The following is an 18,950-nucleotide window of genomic DNA, read 5'->3' as shown; positions in this document are numbered from 1 at the left end:
CGCTGCCTGTATCTTTTTACTGCTTGTATCTCGCCTTTGCAACCGCGCTCTTCCAGCCGAGTATCCGCCTTTGCCGCTCCGCTTCGGAAACAGAGGGTTTGAAAATCTTGCCCGCAAAGTCCGTTTTTTGAAGCATGGCGGCGGTCTTTTCTCCGCGAGTGCGGGCGGCGAGCATTGCCGCTCCGAGCGAGGTTGTTTCGGTCACGCGCGGGCGCACTATTTCCGCTCCCGAAATATCGGCGAGAAACTGCATCATAAAGTTGTTTTCGCTCGCGCCGCCGTCTACGTTAAGCCGCTTTATCTCCGCGCCCGTGTCGCGCTCCATTGCGTGTATCACGTCGAAACACTGATACGCTATAGACTCGAGCGTTGCGCGAACTATGTGCTCTCGCCTCGTGCCGCGGGTAATTCCGCATATTATGCCGCGGGCGTCGCTGTCCCAATATGGCGCACCCAACCCCACGAATGCGGGCACTACGTACACGCCGCCGCTGTCGGGCACGCTCAAAGCCGCGCTTTCGCTCTCGCCCGACGTTTTGATAAATCCCATTTCGTCGCGCAACCACTGCACCGCGCTCCCCGCAGTAAACACGCTTCCCTCGAGGGCGTAGCAAGGCAGTCCGTCGGCGTCCGACGCAAGAGTGGTAACCAGTCCGCGCTTGGAGTTCACCGCGTCGCCGCCCGTGTTGCACAGCAAAAAACAGCCCGTGCCGAAAGTGCATTTCATAGAGCCGCGGGCAAAACACCTCTGCCCGAAAAGCGCGGCTTGCTGGTCGCCCGCAACTGCGCAAACGGGAATTTCTCTGCCCAAAAGCGAACCCGACGTTTTTCCGAACTCGTAGCCGGACGGGCAAACGAGCGGAAGCGTTTCGCGCTTTATGCCGAAAAGCCGCAGTAAGTCGGAGTCCCACTCTCTTTTATGTATGTTGAAAAGCATGGTACGGGCGGCGTTGGTGTAGTCGGTTGCGAATATCTTTCCGCCCGACAGCATGTACATAAGATATGTGTCCACCGTGCCTATGCGCAGTCTGCCCGCGTTTTGCAACTTTAACGCCTCGGGCACGTTTTGCATTATCCACTTTATTTTGGTTGCCGAAAAGTAGGCGTCGGGCATAAGTCCCGTTTTTTCGTATATGAGTTCGTCGCACCCCGCCTCGGTGAGCCGAGCGCACTCGTCGGCACTGCGACGACACTGCCAAACTATGGCGTTATACACCGCCTTGCCCGTCTCGGAGTCCCAAGCTATAACCGTTTCGCGCTGATTGGTTATGCCCACCGCCTCTATATCCGCCGCGTTTACTTTCGCCGCCGCCTCGCTTATGGACTTATAAACCGAAGCGATTATATCTTCGGGGTTGTGCTCCACCCAGCCGGGTTTGGGGTAAATCTGCTTAAACTCGTGCTGAGCGCAAGCCGCTATCTCACCGTTTTCGTCGAATATTATGGCTCGCGTGCTCGTTGTGCCTTGGTCTACGGCAAGCACGTATCCGCGTTTTGTCTTTTCCATATATAAACATTATAACACATATTTCGCGCTTTTTCAAGGATTTCGAGTTAACGAAAAACCACAAAAACGGTATTATAACGCGGCGAATTTACGGTTTGCGCCCACTCTGCCCGCGATTGCAACAAAACTTTGAAAAACAGTTGCTTATTGCGCCGATATAGTGATATAATTGTATACAAGAAATCAATCGGAGGTACATAAAACGTGCATTTCTCAAAAGACGTAGAAAGAATGATTTGCGTCAAAAAAGGACCGCATCACGGTCCCGCGCCCATTCCCGAAGAGGGCAAGTGGGTGCAAGCCAAAGAAATCAAAGACATATCCGGACTCACTCACGGCGTGGGCTGGTGCGCACCGCAACAGGGCGCGTGCAAACTTACGCTCAACGTAAAAGAGGGCGTAATTCGCGAAGCCCTCGTTGAAACGCTCGGCTGCTCGGGCATGACCCACTCCGCGGCTATGGCGGGCGAAATTCTCCCCGGCAAAACGCTCCTCGAAGCCCTCAACACCGACCTTGTTTGCGACGCGATAAACACCGCAATGCGCGAACTGTTCTTGCAGATAGTATACGGCAGAACGCAGTCGGCTTTCTCAGAGGACGGACTCGAGATAGGCGCGGGACTCGAAGACCTCGGCAAAGGCACTCGCAGTCAGATAGGTACGATATATTCCACCGAAGCCAAAGGCGTTCGCTATCTCGAAATGGCGGAAGGCTACATAACAAAGCTCGCGCTCGATAAAGAGGGTCTTGTTATAGGCTACGAATTCGTGAAACTCGGCGTAATGATGGAAAAGATACGCGGCGGCATGGACGCAAACGAAGCCCTCAAGTCTTCCACCGGCACATACGGCAGATTTGAAGGCGCGGCGCAATATATCGACCCGAGAAAGCAGTAAGGAGGTAGAAAACCATGAGTATCACTTTTGAAGGATATGACAAGAGAATAAAGAAAATAAACGAAGCTCTCAAGGCAAACGGAATTAAAGACCTCGAAGACGCTCGCAAAATTTGCCTCGACAAGGGCATAGACGTGGAGAAAATCGTTAAATCCACGCAGATGATAGCGTTCGAAAACGCAACCTGGGCTTACACCGTGGGCTGTGCAATCGCGATTAAGAAAGGTTGCAAGAAAGCCACCGAAGCCGCGGTTGCAATCGGCGAAGGCTTGCAGTCGTTCTGCGTGCCCGGCTCGGTTGCCGAACAGCGCGCGGTGGGTCTCGGACACGGCAACCTCGCTTCCATGCTGCTCGACGAGAAAACCAAATGCTTCTGCTTCCTCGCGGGTCACGAGAGCTTTGCCGCCGCCGAAGGCGCAATCGGCATTGCCAAAACCGCAAACAAAGTGCGCAAAGAGCCGCTTCAGGTAATCCTCAACGGTCTCGGCAAAGACGCGGCTATGATAATCTCCCGCATAAACGGCTTCACCTACGTGCAGACCAAATACGACTACGCCACAGGCGAGCTCAAAGTAGTGCAAACTCTCCCCTACTCGGACGGAGAGAAAGCCAAAGTTCGTTGCTACGGCGCGGACGACGTGCGCGAAGGCGTAGCCATAATGCAGCATGAAAAGGTAGACGTTTCCATAACCGGCAACTCCACCAACCCCACCCGTTTCCAGCACCCCGTTGCGGGCACTTACAAAAAGTGGGCTGTAGACAACGACAAAAAATATTTCTCGGTTGCCTCGGGCGGCGGCACGGGCAGAACCCTCCACCCCGACAACATGGCTGCGGGTCCCGCCTCTTACGGCATGACCGACACCATGGGCAGAATGCACTCCGACGCACAGTTTGCGGGCTCGTCCTCCGTTCCCGCCCACGTTGAAATGATGGGCTTAATCGGCATGGGCAACAACCCCATGGTCGGCGCCTCGGTTGCTTGCGCAGTAGCCGTGCAAGAGGCTATGACGAAGTAACAAAAAGCACAATGCAATAAAACAAAAAGAGTTTCGGCAAATTGCGCCGAAGCTCTTTTCTTTTATAAAAGCCCTTGATATAAAGGAGTAAACGGCACGTAGTCTTTGCCATCGGTTAAAAAACTGTCGGGCGCGCAGCACGATTGCGGCATTGTTTGGTGTAACGGTCCGAACGTGTTGCGCCTGTTGAATACCGTTTCGAGTATTAGCTCGGAACATAGCGAAACCGTTGTTTCGTACGGCGCGAAAGCAAGCGTTTGCATTTCTTTGCCGCCGTGTATGCGCATAACGGCGCACTTTAAGTCGCCGAAAGCAATGCGCACGTTTCCCTCGGTAATGCCGGTATGGTATTTTACAGACCCCGAATAATGCGGCAAGCCTTGCTCGGAAATATCTCCCGCCGTAAGCGAAGCGGGCAAACGGGTAAGGGTTGCGGGTAAAGTCACTCCGAAATTTCCGAGTATATATATCGCTTCGAGTCCGTCGGTCTCCGCAAACTCTCCGCTCATCACGATTTTGTTTTCGCCCTTTTTAAGCGCAATCGGGTAAAGCGTGAAGCATTTATCCGCCCAAAACAAATCCGACGCTTTCCCGAGCGGTTCGCCGTTTACGGTTACGGAAAGTAAGGTTTTCTCTTTTGCCAAATAAACGGTGTCGGCAGGAACGGTTTCGGCATTAAACGTATATGCAAGCGAAAGATTGCAAAGTTTTTGCTCCTCCCCGCTTTCGCCGTACTTTTTCACAAACCAAGGCTGTAACATTTCGCCGCCGCGCAACATCTTCCCGCAATCGGCGCGTATTTTGCGGTCTACGTGCAAAACATTGCACGGCTTTCCGCCGTTTTGTATTTGCCCGTCCTTTTCCCACACAACTTCGTCAAGCGGCAATACGTTAGGTTCGGTCAACTCATATGCAAACTCTTTAGGCAACGCCGCTTTTACCGATTTCTTTCCTTTTTCGACCGAAGCGGTAACGCCGCGCGTAAACCGCACTATCAGCTCCTGCCCGCCAAACAAATTCACGGCTAAAACGTTGCGTTTGCCGCGTTTTGCCGTTTCCGCTTTTCCTACCCTCTCGCCTACGCGAAAATCCCAAATTTCGGCGTTGTATCCGTCGAGCGAATCGGGTATAACTATTTCGCCCGTAGCAGAGCTTTGTTTGTCGGTATTGAGAACGTACGCCCAAATATCGCCGCCAAACTCGTATGCCGTAACCGCAACGCCTTTAGGGGTTTGAAAACGCCAAGCGGACGAAATCGCTTCCGTATCGCGGGTAACAAATCCGCCCTCGGACTTATACCGCTCTATAAGTTCGCGCGTTTCTTTGCATATATCGTATGCCGAATTCCAAAATACTTTATCGTACCGCACTTTTCCCACACGCAAATACGTTATTCCGTTTTCTTTTTCCACACTGCCGTATTTGCGAATGATTTCTTCGTCGCCGTAGTCGAAATTTATGCCGCTTTCAAACAGGCGGCGAAAATCGTCGAAATACTCTTTATCCAATCGCGCGGCGTTTTGGTCTTTGGCGCACAGTGTTTCCATCCAACCGAGGCGAGCGCACCCCCACGCTTCCCGCATGGGCGCAACGTACAGCACGTCGCAAAGTTTTTTGCCCTCCGCGCTCAATACTCCGAGTCGCGCGAAATAATCTTCGAGCGCCTTCCAATCTTTGTACCAAGCGTTTTGGTGAAGTATGCTTGCGGGATAATCGCGCTTTGCCTCTCCATGCATCGTGTACCAAGACAAATGCGGACAGCGGAAATTTATTCCAAAAAACGCCTGCCAATCGGCGCAGGTCTTGTATCTTTGGAGCGTCATATTCCAGCCCGTCGCGCCGTAAAGTTCGCTGAGCACAAACTTTTTGCCGAGCTGACGGGCAACCGACGAGCACTGCACCGCCGCCCAGTATATATTGTTTTCTTCGGTAAGCACGTCAATCCCGGGATAGTCCATATATTCGTAATAGCGCATACACGAACCCGTAAGGCTCGCCTGAATACTGAGCGAGTCCTCGTGCAAAATGTGTCCCGTAATCATAATGCCGTGTTCGTTGCACCAATCTTTGCACGGTTTGGCAAAGTTTTGCGTAAACAGGTCGTCGAGCACGTCGATGTATTCCGTCGCCGTCTTATTGTAATCGCTATCCTTTTTGCGCCAATATATTTCGGGCACGCACAGTTCGCGCCCGTACTTGCGAGCGTAACTTGCGGGCAGTTGCGCCGTGTACGGAGTCATGCGGTCGCGGTTTTCGTTTGATATGCCGAAGCCGTTGAACACGCAACCCCTGTGCGGCTCGTCGGTAAATATTCCCTTTATAGCCGTGCCGAACAAATCGCCGCATTTTTTATAATACTTTTCGTGCGTGCTCTCAATAAACAGCTCGGTAACCTCGCGGTTCATCGCGTCTATGTACGTAAAGCCGTTGTAAAAATCCGAACACTGCTGTTCTTCCTCGGCAAACACCGCGTAACGGTATCCCTCTTTTACCTCGCTTTCGCTCTCAACCGCGTAACAGTCCGCAAGCCGTTGTTCGCCGCTTTCGTCCGTTTCCAACCGAACGGCATAACGGTACAAAATACCCGCAACCTCTTTGCAGGCAATCGCTTGCTCGTCGCCGTCGTACAACGACAAAAACCGCAGGCGATTTTTCCTGTCTTTCGTAACCATGCCGCCGCACGTGCCGCTCGGCCAGCGGTCCTCGTCGTACAGCCACGCTTCCATGCCGTACTTATTATACGCATACTCTGCGCATACACGCACAAGTCTAAACCACTCGTCGCCCAAATATTCGGTAATAAGTCCCGTGCGCGAGTGCATAAAAAATCCGCCGAACCCCATATCGTGCATACAGTCGATTTGGCGCAAAAGCTCGCTTTCTTCAAGCTCGCCGTTCCACGACCAAAAAGGTTTGCCGCGATACGCATTAGGCGGATTTTTCAGTGTTTTTATAATATCCATTTCAATATTATAAACAATTCGATTTTTTAAGTCAAGTTCAACGCAATATCCTTTAATTTTATTTGTAAAGTTCGCCGTATTCGGTGCAGGCGCGGTAGTCGGCGCTCTCGAGCTCTTTTGTGCCGAACGCGCTCCAAGCATGCGGACGGTAAATATCTTTATCTTCTATATTGTGCAAGCTCACCGGCATGCGGAACATAGATGCAAGCGTTATGAGGTCTTTGCCCTCCGCGCAGTTTTTTGCGGCGTAGACAAAACCGACCTTAACGCCGACTCCGCCGTGCTCGATACCTGCGACTTAAAATTTGCTCGCCTGCATGAATTTGAGAAGGGGCGGAAAAAGCAACAGCGAGGTTACGAGCGAACACAGCATTTGCGGCACGGCGGTATAAACGGACGCAATCCAATAGGCTTTGGCGGCGTTTAACGTAAAGCCGTACATTACGGGCGTAATGATATTGTCCGCAACGGTAAACAAAGCCGTCATAACCACCGCCGCTATTACCACGACTATATGCTTTCGCACTCCGTAAACGCGCTTGAACGCTCCGCCTATCAGTCCGAATACCGCGGCGAAAAGGTTGTAATACACGAAATACAATACCATCACGTTAGGGAAAAAGCCGAATACGAAACACCGCAAAAGCGTGAACGCATTGACCACGAGCATACCCTGTTTTACTCCGCACCTGTAGCAAAAAGACAGCAACAAAACCGTTACTATCTCAACACCCGCAACGCCGCTAAGAGCAAGTTGCGCGCCTATCAAAACGGCGGTGAACACTCCCGCCGTTATAATGCTTTTTGTTGTTTTCACGCCTGAAACGACTGATAAACCCAAATATAAATTTCGCCGTTCTTTATTTTCAGCTTTTCCGCGCCGAACATAGCCGAGCCGTATTTTTCGCCCTTGTATTCCGCAGTTCCCCACGCCGCGTTGGCATTGTCGGCGTCGCTCGTGTACAGCATCCAGTAACTCGGGTCGGCGTTGGCTATTCCGTTAACGGAAACCACCATGCCGTTCGCAATCTCGAACTCGAGTTCGCCGCTCTGTTTCAAACTGTTCATATAGTCCAAAAGCGTGGTGTCGTTCGTAATGCTCACTCTCTCCGAGTCCGCCGTTATAACAATGTGCTTATCCGACTCTTTTATCACGAGCGGTTCTTTTTCGATAGGCGTGCACGCCGATATAAACGCGCACAACGCCGCGATTACAGCCGCAACAAAAACGTATCTCTTTTTCATTTTTTATCTCCTCGTAAGCAGTGTGGTTAAAGTTTGAATTTTGCTACTCGCGCACCCAAGCTCGTGCCGTAATCGAACGGCTTGGCGTCGAACGTAACGCCGTCGTCGAAAGTTTCCACGCGCTCGCCGCTGTCAAGCCAAACGGCGTCTTTCAACTTTTTATCGGTATCGATTTTAACGCGCTTGAAATCTTCCGCTCTCGCCACGTTTGCTATCGCGCTCATGGGAACTTTCTTTATCACCGCGTAATACCATTCGCCGTCGGTGAGCACGCACGCGTTTTCGGCGTTCAAATCCGCCGCTTTAACGGAGTAGATAAAGTTTTTGTTCGCTCTAATCCATTTGCCTATTGCACGCAAGCACGCGCTTTCGCCCTCGAGCGCTTTGCCGTCGCCCTTGGGTCCTATATTCAGCAAAAAGTTGCAATCGAATTTGCGGCAGTCTATAAGCGTTTCTATCAAGTCGCGCACCGACTTTGTGCAAATATCGTTTTCTGTGTATCCCCAGTGGTCGGTTATACCCTCGCACACCTCGCCCGCCACGGGCTTGTGCGTGCGGTCCACCGCCGCGGGCTTGCCTCGCTCGAAAGTTACGCTGTCTATTTCGGGGTGACCCGTCTTGCCCAACTCGTCGAGTCCGGTGTTGTTTATTATCATTGCTTCGGGTTGCAGTTTTCTTATCGCGCCGTACAGCCTGTCCTGTTGCCAGTCGGCGGCGGGCTTGTTCCACATGCCGTCGAACCACAGTCCGCCTATCTTGCCGTAATGCGTGCAAAGCGTTTCCACGCTCTCAACGAGATAGTCTATGTACGCGGGAAAATCGTTTTCGTAATCTTTGTTGTGCCAATCGAGTAAAGTGTGATAGAAAAACGGAACTATACCGCCGCTCTTGCACGCCGAAACGAACTCGCCCACAAGGTCTCTGCCGCAAAAGTGCGGAGCGTCGAAATCGCTAAGTCCGCGCGTATCGTATAGGGAAAATCCGTCGTGGTGACGGGTGGTGAGCGTAATATACTTCGCGCCCGCGTCCTTTGCGGTTTGCACAAGCTCTTGCGCCCAATTTTCATGGGGATTGAATTTTGCGGCGAGGGCGTTATATTCCTCGGGCTTTATGCCGCCGAGCGAATAGTGCCACTCCCCTTTGCCTACCAAGCTGTATAATCCGAAATGCACGAATATGCCGAACCCCAACCGCTTGAAACGCTCTATGTAACCGTAATCCATTTGCGACGTTCCTTTTTCTCAATTCGTTTTTATCAAACGCTATCAGTATATCACGTAACTTTTTTCAAGTCAATCGCAAATAACCGCTCCGAAAAATCTAATCGTCGAAGCGTTGCGCATACGGTTTGCGCGCGCGGGATTTTGCCATGCGCAACGCGCTCTCGTGCGCCAAATAACTCTGCTTTTTGCTTTCGTCGAGGGTATCGAACCACTTGCTTGATTTCGTTCTTTCTATGAGTATGAGCGCGAGCAAAGTGCCGAGCACAGCGGCAAGTCCGCCGTAGATAAGACCTATATATATCATCGCGCTCGCAACGGATATATACGCCAACAGCACTATCAAAAGGATTGTAATCGCCGTTAAAAAAACCGCGAGGCTGAACATGCGGGAAGCCACTATTTCGCCCTTTGCGAATTCCTCTTTGGAGCAGTGCGACATATAATACGCGTCGCGCACCAAACGGTAAAAATAAACGGCGGAAGAAAAGGGCACGGAAAGCAACACGAATATCAAAATATACATGCCCGCCATAAGTATACCCGGCAGAGCGGACAGCCCGAACGAACCGAACAGCACGTCGGGATTGAACACATAACGCATAAAACGAAACAACCCGCCGAGGTCGGAAAATATCTTTATAATTTCGTTATACAGCAGCCACAGCCCCGCCGTGATACCCGCAAATATCGCCGCGGAGACTATTGCCGTTATCCAAAACGCCGTGCGACGCTTGTCGGGCTTTGTGAGCTCGTATTCGAGCGCGGGCACGAATATCCCCCGCTTTTCTCCCCTTTTTCTGAGCCTTTGCACCCGCCTATACGCATATCCGCCGTAACTCGACTTTTCGTAATCCCGCACTTCCATTCCGAGTATATTTTTCTCTATATACCGCCGTAATATTCCGCTCCGCGATTTCGCCTGTTTGTCGGATAAAAGCACATTATTCGTCTTAATCTCATTTATCCCGTTCTTATTGAATTGATTTTACAATAACTTTTTATAAATTTATCGTAATATATTATTGTCTACTTGCAAAATCTTTTTTGACAAACAAAAATGCCGCAATCGGCTTTCAGGCTAATCACGGCATTTTCTTATGTGTGTGTTTTACGAAATCTCGCGTTTTTGATAGTGTGTACTACAAAATCTGTCTTATCCGATTATCATATAAACAATCGAATATTCTCTCACGCCTTCTCCCATCCCGCATAAAGAGTGATTTTATGGTTTGATACAGACTCTATATAATTTCTATATTCATCAAAAGTTTCTTCACTAAATCGATAACCGTCACTATTGATATTTACTACCTCATTTTCGGATTTTAAATATGCAAGCTCTACTTCACATTCAAAATCCCATATGTTGACACATTCCGATTCGGTATACCAACCCGTAAAAGCATATCCTTCCCTTATAGGGTCTTTCGGCCTCCTGATTTTACCTTTCGCTTCCAGATAATCAAGCCAATAGCAATATTCATCACCCTCATTAGGATTTAGATTAAAATATATGTTGCCCGTTTTTACCTCTGCGTTGTTAACAATCGACTGCTTATATTTTATATAAGCGTTTTCACTCCATAAACAATCTTCGGGATAAACAAAAACTATTTTGTCATAGCCATTAAGACCGGGACATATAGGATAATCATCGATACGACTATTAACAATAAATCTAACTCTACCATTATTGGTTGTTAAATTTTTCGCACTCCTAACCGATGACGGGATAAAAACCTCTTTTATGCTTTCGTCTATTGTCAATTCTGCTTTATAGTACGTTCCGGACCAATGCTCGATTTTCTTTTGATACCCCAAATTACTTACCGTTCTACCGTCGCATTCTTTTGGAATAACAGCAAGCCCGTTTTCATCTCCCGCCTCGGCTTGTATTCCGACCAAATAGGCAATAGTGCCTTTTTTAGGCATATAGTATACAAATCCATTTTCTATATGGATTTCATCTTCTTGCGGAATGCCCAATTGCGAACCTATATCCGAACACCCCGTCAAACCGAAACAAAACAACGCAATTACGATAGCAACAACTATTCTCATTATTCGTTTTGAAAGCATATTTTTCATAAAGCTTCTTAAAAAATCGAATTTCTGTAAATATAATAGCATTTTTTTCGAATACAGTCAACCGATAGATTACGAAAACTTGTCGGACTGCATATAAGAAAAATCGGTCTAAAAGCCAGAAGACTTTTAGACCGACAAGATTGTGTTTAGTTGATAAAAATACTGCCCACCGTTTTTACCCATTTCAAGGCAAATTTACCAACCGACCGTGTTTACAATAATAATATAGCATAAATGAGCGCGTTTCGCAAGTTTTCAATATACAAAAAGTCCGTCTGAATTGCTCGGACGGACTCTCGTTTTTTCTTCCGTCAGCCTTTGACAGAGCCGCCGGCAATTCCCTCCACATAGTATTTTTGCAAGAAGATGAACAGCAACATTACGGGTACGGCAACGAGAATGGAGCCCGCCGCAAAACAGGTGAAATATGTGTTTTTGTGCGTGCTGTCAAGCAGTTCGAATAAGCCTATCGCCACAGTATAGCTTTCCCTGTTCGTTCCCAATATTACTTTGGCGAAAATGAAATCCGACCACGGCGAGATAAACGCCATGAGCGCGGTATATACTATGATAGGCTTGCTCATAGGCACTATAATCTTCCAAAACACTTTCCAGCTCGACGCGCCCTCCAACCTCGCCGATTCGTCGAGCGATTTGGATACGGTGTCGAAAAAGCCTTTTGCAACGTAGAACCCGAGTCCCGCGCCGCCCGAATATACGAGCACGAGCGACACGAGCTGACCGTCCAAACCGAACGCTTTGAGAATATAATACACGGCTATCATGCTCATAAAGCCGGGGAACATTCCCAAAACAAGCGCGATTTTCATAAACGGCTTTCTCGCCTTAAAGCGGAAACGGCTCATTGCATACGCCACCATTAGCGTGATTATCGTAGACAGCACGCACGACGCAATCGCGACTAAAAAGGTGTTGAGAAACCACCGCCCGAACATCGTATTTTTGAAAAGCGTAGCAAAATTGCCCAGAGTAAGTTCCTGCGGAAAGAAGGTGTACGTAAGTGCGCCCGACTCTTTGCGGAACGCCTGCAACACAATCCACACAATGGGGATAAGCCAAATGACGGAAAGAATAATAAGCGCGCTCTCCGCAATTATATTGCCCGCAATTCTTCTGCGTTTCATGCTCTTTCTCATTGAAAATTCTCCTCGTTTTTCACCGCGCTCGTCCGTGAATAGGCTACGAGCGAGAACGCCGCGCACGCCGCGAACGTGTAAATGCCGATAACCGAACCGAGGTTGTAATCGTTTTGCTCGATTGTCAGCTTATACAGCCATGTTATGAGCAAGTCCGTTTTGCCCGCGATATGGTATTCGGGCACGGACGGACCTCCACCCGTGAGCAAATAGATAATATTAAAGTTATTGATGTTTCCTATAAATTGCTGTATTAAATACGGTCCCGTCACGAACATAACATACGGTAGCGTTATTCGCGCAAACAGCTTTACGGGGCTTGCGCCGTCGAGCTTCGCCGCCTCGAACAAGTCTTTGGGAATGTTCATGAGCACGCCCGTAGTTATGAGCATGGTATACGGCACACCAATCCATAAGTTCACCATGAGCACCGAGAAGCGCGGCAGGACGGCATTGTGCGAAACGTCGGTTAGCCACCCGATACGCTCCTTGATTAGCCCCAAGTCCATAAGCACGGTGTTTAGCGGACCGTCGATATGCAAAAAGTTCGACATGGTGAGCAGCGTTATGAACTGCGGCACGGCAATGGTCAAAACAAAGACAGTGCGGAACACGGGCTTGCCCACCACCCCTTTGCGGTTGATGAGCATGGCAAGGAATATCCCCGCAAAGTAACAGCTTACCGTGGCGATAAGCGCCCAAACAAGCGTCCAGCCGAGGAGCGGAAAGAACGTGCCCGCTATCTGCGGATTGGCAAACACTTTGCCGAAGGTTTCGAAGCCAATCCAATCGAACAGCGAGGCGGGCGGCAGATGATTGTGGTCGTAGCTCGTAAACGCCATGAGTATCATGTACACGAGCGGAACTACGGTAAACGCCAACACGCACAAAACGGGAACGGTGAGCATGGTCTTATATAGCTTTTGGTCGAACAGCTCGAATATTTCCCGCTTAAAGCACTTGGGTTTTCCGCCGCTTTCCTTAATCTTTCTTGCCGCAACGCCCGAAAAAATCGATTTGAAATAGAGCACGGCAAACGCGATTATCACGAGCAACGTGCATACTCCGTATAAGAGCATTAGCAACGAATCGTCGCCGTGCGCCACTATGGGATTGCCCCATTCGTCTACCGCGTCGCCCGTATTCATGGCGGTCGTTCCGAGCGTAAAGAACCCGACGAACGCCGAGCCGCCGAACAGCGTCATAAACGCGATAAACGCGCCCTCGATAAGCAGATACAAAAAGCCCTTTATATACTGCCCCGCGCCGATATTTCCCGCGCCCATAAATATGTACGACAGTTTATTCGTCCAGTGCCCGCGAACGAAGTCGAGCGCAAACCGCTTGCATGCTCTCCCCAACCGCACGAACGCACCACCAATCCGCTTGGGGAGCTTACGAAAGAACGAGCAAATGCCGCTCCACAGTGCCGCGAACCACGCGCCTATGCTCTTAAAGAATTTCACAAACGCATTGTCCGTATACTTTTGTTCCATACCCCGTCACCTCCTTACCGCAACGCGCACAACCGTTTTATTTGTTTTCCGTGCCGCTTATAATTTTGTTTTACGCGCCAAACCCAATTCCGTCCGAGTGTAGACGGCGTATTTACGCGCCCTTCTTCGCCCAGCGACAAATAGTCCTGCATGGGAATTATTACCGTTTCCGCCGCGCTACATAGCAAACTCCGTATCAACGCAATCGAGTCCGTTTCTCCGATATGCCGCCGAACCGATTTATGAAAACGTGCCTTTTCGGCGGCGTTTAAGTTTTTCGCCCACGTTTTCGTTGTGGGATTGTCGTGCGTTCCCGTGTAAGCAACGCAGTTTTGCGGATAGTTTTCGGGATTGTATCCGCTGTTATCCTCCGAGAACCCAAACTGCGCGATTTTCATGCCGGGGAAACCCGTCTGCATTAACAAGTCGCGCACTCGCTCGTCTATCACGCCCAAATCCTCGGCGATGATATTCGCGTCGGGAAATTCCTTTTTGAGTTCCGCAAACAGCTCTTTCCCGGGTGCGCTTTTCCACCTTCCGTTCCGCGCCGTCGTTTCCCCGAACGGAATCGCATAGTAATCGGAAAAGCCGCGAAAGTGGTCAATACGCACTAAGTCGTACATATCGAGTGCCGCGCCGAAACGCTTTTTCCACCACGCAAATCCGTCCTTTTTCATTTCGTCCCAATCGTACAGCGGATTGCCCCAAAGTTGTCCGTCGCAAGAAAACGCATCGGGCGGCACGCCCGCCACTTCTTTCGGCATGCCTTTTTCATCGAGCAAAAAGTATTGCGGACTGTTCCATACGTCCGCGCTGTCGTAGGCAACGTATATGGGCATATCGCCTATGATTTTTACGCCCCGCGCGTTGGCGTACGATTTGAGCGCATTCCACTGCAAATAAAATTCGTATTGCAAGAACACCCAAAACTCGCCGTCTGCCTGCACGTTGCTTGCCTTTTCTTTCCACTCGTTCCATGCCTTGCCGCCGTTGGCTCGCTTCCGCGCCATAAACTCGGCATACGGCAAAAGCCAATCGCGGTTATCCTCCTCGAAATGCGCATACGAACGCGGTTTCCAAAACCGCCCGAACGCCTTTTCGAGCACCCCAAATCTGCGCCCGTACAGTTTCGCGTAGTCGATTGATTTATCCTCGGTCCGCTCGGCGCGGCATTCTTCGTCCGTGATGAGTCCGTCCATGCGCAACAAGTCGAGGTCGATAAAATACGGATTGCCCGCAAACGCCGACGGCGACTGATAGGGCGAATCGCCGTAAGACGTAGGTGAAAGCGGCAGTACCTGCCAATAGCTCTGCCCCGTGGCGGCAAGAAAATCCACAAAGCGATACGCTTCATCGCCGAAACTCCCGATACCGTACTTATTCGGCAACGAGAACACGGGCATTAGTATTCCGCATTTTCTTATGCCTTTTCGATATTCCATATCTTTCTCGCATAATCGGCAATTGCGCGGTCGGACGAAAAGAACGCCGCGTGCGCCGTGTTTTCCATCTGCTTTTTCGCAAACGCCGCTTTGTTCCCATAGTCGCGGTTAACACTTATCAGCGAGTCTACGTATTCGGGCAAATCGCGGAAGATAAAGTAATGGTCGGGCTTGTGCCAATGCGCGCCCACTGTAAGCGAAGAGTACAGTTCCTTGAAATAACCCTTGCCGCCGTCCGAGAACGTGCCGTCCGTCAGCGTTTCGGCAACCCGCTTTAAGTCGGGATTTTGCGATAATATTTCGTTCGGGTCGTACGTATCTTTCAAACGCTCGATTTCTTCCACGCTCGCGCCGAAGATGTAATTGTTATCCTTGCCCGCGTGCTCCACAATCTCTATATTCGCGCCGTCCATAGTGCCGCACGTTACCGCGCCGTTCAGCATAAATTTCATGTTGCCCGTGCCGCTCGCCTCGAAACCCGCCGTGGAAACCTGCAAGCTCACGTCTGCGCCCGCAACAATCTTCTCGGCATACGACACGTTGTAATTTTGCACGAACACCACCTGCAACAGCTTATTAGTTTGTTCGTCGTTATTTACAAGCCGCGCAATCTCGTTCAGGTACTTGATAATGCCTTTAGCCCTGAAATACCCGCTCGCCGCCTTCGCGCCGAACAGGAACACCGACGGGCGGAAATCGGGCAGCTTCCCGTCTTTCAAATCGTAATAAATTCGCAAGATTGCAAACGCCGTCATGAGTTGCCGCTTGTATTCGTGAAGCCGCTTGACCTGCGCATAGACAATCGCCCCGTCCAAGAGCTGTATTCCGTCATGCCGTAAAATGTATTCGGCAAGCTGTTTTTTCTTTTCGGCTTTTACCGCGATAAACTCCGCCGTGTCGGTTGTATCGAGCGTTTCGAGCCTTGTCATATCTTCGCGCCATGCGCTCGTCAGCTTGCTGTCGAGAAGCGCGGACAGCTCGCGGTTGCACAGCATGAGCCAACGCCGCTGCGTGATGCCGTTGGTCACGTTTTGGAATTTATCGGGATAGTATTTGTACGCCACGGGGAACAGGTTGCGCTTTACGAGCTCGGAATGGATTGCCGCCACGCCGTTGACCTTTTCGCCCACGTACACAGCCGCGTTTGCCATAGACAAACTTTCGCCGTGCAACACGGACATTGCCGCAATTTCCTCTTTGGAGCACTTTTTGCGTTTCCACTCCCGCTCGGCATAAATTTGAATTGTTTTGAACACCTCCGCGATTTCGGGCAATATCTTTTCCATGAGCGCGTAATTCCAACACTCCAACGCTTCGGGCAAAATCGTGTGATTGGTATAGTTGAACGTGCGCTTGGCAATATCGAGCGCACGCGCGAACGATACGCCGTAGTTCTTAGTGAGCAAGCGTATAAACTCCGCGACCGACATCACGGCGTGCGTGTCGTTGAGCTGTAAGCTGTGGTACTTTGCAAACTCGTTAAAGTTGCGCCCGTGCTTTTCAACGTACCTTTCCGCAAGTTCGCCGATTGCCGCCGCCGACAAAAAGTATTCCTGCCGAATACGCAATAGTTTTCCCTCTTCGGTGTCGTCCGCGGGATACAAATATTCGCATATCTTTTGCGCCTGCTCGCTCCCCTCGGCGGCAAACAAGCGCAGGGTGTTCACGCTCTTGCCGACGATGGGCATATCGTAGGGAACGGCGGTCACGTCCATATCCGCAAAGTGCACAACGCGCTTTTCGTTTTCGCGCCGCACGCTCCACGGGTCACCCCAGATAAGCCAATCGTCCGCGCTTTCCGCCTGTTCGCCGTTTTCGAACTTTTGCTTGAACAAGCCGTATTTATAGCGTATACCGTAGCCGTCGAGCGGATAACCGCACCCCGCCGCCGAATCGAGAAAACACGCCGCCAAACGCCCCAAGCCGCCGTTGCCGAGTGCGGCGTCTTCTATCTCCTCGAAATCGCTTATATTCACGCCCTTTTCCGATAAAATCTTTTCCGCTTCCTCCAGAACGCCGAGTTCGAGTAGGTTGTTGTGGAACATTCTGCCCATTAGATATTCGATGGAAAGATAATACGCTGTGCGCCCCTCGCGCTTTTCGGGCGCAATGTATTTCATGCAAAGTTCGGATATTTCGGTATACAGCGTTTTTATATCCTTGCCCGCCGCATCGTATTCTTTTAATTCTTGCAACAATTTCTCTGTCATTACTTTTTCTCCTTAAAAACAAATACACCGTTCGAACCGAGAGTTTTGCCGTCGTAATTTTGCCCGTACAGCAATTCTCCCGCGCACGCAAACGAACGCGCCGTTTCCGTGTTGAATACCGCCGTAAGCCGCTCGCACGCACTCTCTCGCACAATTATAAGCAAGCCGTTTTTCGCTCCGATTTCCGTGTTTCCGTTCTGTGCGCACGCTTCTTTTTTCAGCGCAAGAATTTGTTTGTACCGCGAAAAATACTCCTCGTCTTGACTTGAAAAAGTCCAATCGAATGTGCGGCGGCAGTCGGGGTCGCCCCCGCCGTCGAGCGGCAGTTCGGTGCCGTAAAAGATACACGGCATTCCCGGAAAAAGCACGAGCGCGCATAACGCCGCAAGCAACCTGTCTTTATCCCCGCCGCAAAAGCGCAGAAAGCGCGGCGTGTCGTGATTGTCCAAAAAGTTGAGCATCATTGCGTTGACTTGCTCGAAATTTTGCATGAGCACGCGGTTGAGTTTGTTTGCCGCCTCTTTCGCCGTGATTTTGCCGCAAGCGAAATAGTCGATAAACGCCTTTTGCACGCGGTAATTCATCACGCCGTCGAATTCGTCGCCGCGCAAATAGTGAGTGTTCTCGTGCCACACCTCGCCGAGTATAAGCGCGTCGGGCTTAATCGCTTTCACCGCTTCGCGCAACTCCCGCCACATGGTGTGCGACACCTCGTCGGCAACGTCCAAACGCAAGCCGTCGAACCCCGTGTTCAGATACGATACCGCAATGCCGATAAGATACTGCCGCACGGCGGAATTGTTCGTGTTCCATTTGGGCATATACTTGCAGTCGGCAAAGTGCGCGTAGTTGCCCTTTTCGAGGTCGGGCGAATCGCCGTCAATCATAAACCAATCGTAATATTCCGACTCCCGCCCCTTTTGCATTACGTCCGCAAAATATTTGTGCGTGCAGTCGCAATGATTGAACACCGCGTCGAGTATCACCCGCATACCTCGCGCGTGCGCTTCGTCCAACAAATCGCACAAATCGCCGAGCGAGCCGAACGAGGAATCGACAATTTCGTAACTCGAGATATTGTATTTGTGATTGCTGTTCGCCGTAAACACAGGCGTGAGATACAAGGCGTTTATGCCCGTATCCGCAAGATAGTCGAGCTTTTGCGTTATGCCCTTTAAGTCGCCGCCGCAGTACGATTTTGCGGTGGGAATTTCTTCCCACTTTTGCGTTATATACCCGTCGTCTTTGGTAAAATTCCCGCGGCAAAAACGGTCGACGAAAATCTGATAGAACACCGCGCTCGCCGTCCACGGTATGCGTTTTACCGTGTCGGACGGATTGATAAACGGAAATTGAAAAAAGTCGTAATAGGCAAGCGCAAAATCGTAACTTTCCGTCAGTCCGTTTTCCGAATAGTAATACGTCTTGCCCTTTTCTTTTATCTTGAAGATATAAGCAAAGCGCACGTCGGCAAGCGTTACGTTTACGCCGTAATAAGCGAATACGCCGTCGCTCGCGCAAAGTTTCATCTCTACCGTATTCCTGCGCTCGGTAAAGTCGTATTTATTGTTGTATAACAGTTCTACCGCTTGCAACCGCTCGTTTTCCGCCACTCGCAGAACAATGCGAAGCGTTCGATTATCGAGCGCGTAGGCGTATTCGCTTTCGGGTCGGTGGTAAATAGCGTATTCGTTCATATTCTC

The 18,950-nt window shown here is 50.4% G+C and carries 15 protein-coding genes; 2 read left to right on the top strand and 13 right to left on the bottom strand.

Translation table 11 applies throughout. The features are described 5' to 3' along the window. Positions 1-16: 16 nt before the first annotated feature. On the bottom strand, positions 17-1,507 hold the full coding sequence (gene glpK, locus NFR55_RS06025; RefSeq protein WP_251547286.1) for a glycerol kinase GlpK: 1,491 nt from the start codon (positions 1,505-1,507) through the stop codon (positions 17-19). A gap of 231 nt (positions 1,508-1,738) precedes the next feature. Here glpK and NFR55_RS06020 point away from each other — a divergent pair, with 231 nt between their 5' ends. After that, positions 1,739-2,404, top strand: a complete 666-nt coding sequence (locus tag NFR55_RS06020; protein WP_420851540.1) for an iron-sulfur cluster assembly scaffold protein — start codon at positions 1,739-1,741, stop codon at positions 2,402-2,404. Positions 2,405-2,418: 14 nt separating this feature from the next. After that, entirely contained in the window at positions 2,419-3,423 is a 1,005-nt protein-coding gene (locus NFR55_RS06015; RefSeq protein ID WP_251547282.1) for a GGGtGRT protein, read from the top strand. Positions 3,424-3,485: 62 nt separating this feature from the next. Here NFR55_RS06015 and NFR55_RS10520 read toward each other — a convergent pair whose 3' ends face one another. The 12 genes from NFR55_RS10520 to NFR55_RS05955 form a co-directional block, all read right to left on the bottom strand. Beyond that, positions 3,486-6,386: a hypothetical protein gene (locus tag NFR55_RS10520; protein WP_275556914.1), complete on the bottom strand. Its 2,901-nt coding sequence runs from the start codon at positions 6,384-6,386 to the stop codon at positions 3,486-3,488. Positions 6,387-6,444: 58 nt separating this feature from the next. Beyond that, entirely contained in the window at positions 6,445-6,585 is a 141-nt protein-coding gene (locus tag NFR55_RS06005; protein ID WP_251547280.1) for a hypothetical protein, read from the bottom strand. 99 nt (positions 6,586-6,684) lie between these two features. Next, on the bottom strand, positions 6,685-7,203 hold the full coding sequence (locus NFR55_RS06000; protein WP_251547279.1) for a hypothetical protein: 519 nt from the start codon (positions 7,201-7,203) through the stop codon (positions 6,685-6,687). Beyond that, a complete protein-coding gene (locus tag NFR55_RS05995) occupies positions 7,200-7,631 on the bottom strand; it encodes a DUF4430 domain-containing protein (RefSeq protein ID WP_251547277.1) in 432 nt (143 codons plus the stop codon). The genes NFR55_RS06000 and NFR55_RS05995 overlap by 4 nt, the downstream gene beginning before the upstream one ends. 26 nt (positions 7,632-7,657) lie before the next feature. Then, a complete protein-coding gene (locus tag NFR55_RS05990) occupies positions 7,658-8,854 on the bottom strand; it encodes an alpha-L-fucosidase (protein WP_251547275.1) in 1,197 nt (398 codons plus the stop codon). Positions 8,855-8,951: 97 nt separating this feature from the next. Further along, entirely contained in the window at positions 8,952-9,719 is a 768-nt protein-coding gene (locus tag NFR55_RS05985) for a hypothetical protein (RefSeq protein WP_251547274.1), read from the bottom strand. A gap of 323 nt (positions 9,720-10,042) precedes the next feature. Next, on the bottom strand, positions 10,043-10,915 hold the full coding sequence (locus NFR55_RS05980) for an InlB B-repeat-containing protein (protein ID WP_251547272.1): 873 nt from the start codon (positions 10,913-10,915) through the stop codon (positions 10,043-10,045). Between the two features lie 338 nt (positions 10,916-11,253). After that, positions 11,254-12,099, bottom strand: a complete 846-nt coding sequence (locus NFR55_RS05975; RefSeq protein ID WP_251547270.1) for a sugar ABC transporter permease — start codon at positions 12,097-12,099, stop codon at positions 11,254-11,256. Next, the gene (locus tag NFR55_RS05970; protein ID WP_251547268.1) at positions 12,096-13,595 is read right to left on the bottom strand and encodes a carbohydrate ABC transporter permease; all 1,500 of its coding nucleotides are present in this window, start codon (positions 13,593-13,595) and stop codon (positions 12,096-12,098) included. The genes NFR55_RS05975 and NFR55_RS05970 overlap by 4 nt, the downstream gene beginning before the upstream one ends. 14 nt (positions 13,596-13,609) lie before the next feature. After that, positions 13,610-15,037 carry a 4-alpha-glucanotransferase gene (gene malQ / locus NFR55_RS05965; RefSeq protein WP_251547266.1) on the bottom strand — a complete coding sequence of 476 codons (1,428 nt, stop codon included), beginning with the start codon at positions 15,035-15,037 and terminating at the stop codon, positions 13,610-13,612. Next, the gene (gene glgP / locus NFR55_RS05960) at positions 15,016-17,247 is read right to left on the bottom strand and encodes a glycogen/starch/alpha-glucan family phosphorylase (protein WP_251547264.1); all 2,232 of its coding nucleotides are present in this window, start codon (positions 17,245-17,247) and stop codon (positions 15,016-15,018) included. The genes malQ and glgP overlap by 22 nt, the downstream gene beginning before the upstream one ends. Continuing rightward, positions 17,247-18,944, bottom strand: coding sequence for a glycoside hydrolase family 13 protein (locus NFR55_RS05955; RefSeq protein WP_251547262.1), 1,698 nt, complete (start codon positions 18,942-18,944; stop codon positions 17,247-17,249). The genes glgP and NFR55_RS05955 overlap by 1 nt, the downstream gene beginning before the upstream one ends. Positions 18,945-18,950 lie beyond the last annotated feature (6 nt).

Origin of the sequence: Pumilibacter intestinalis (assembly GCF_943193005.1) — a bacterium.
GTDB classification, from domain to species: domain Bacteria; phylum Bacillota; class Clostridia; order Christensenellales; family Pumilibacteraceae; genus Pumilibacter; species Pumilibacter intestinalis.
This window is presented reverse-complemented; position numbering and strand designations above follow the sequence as displayed.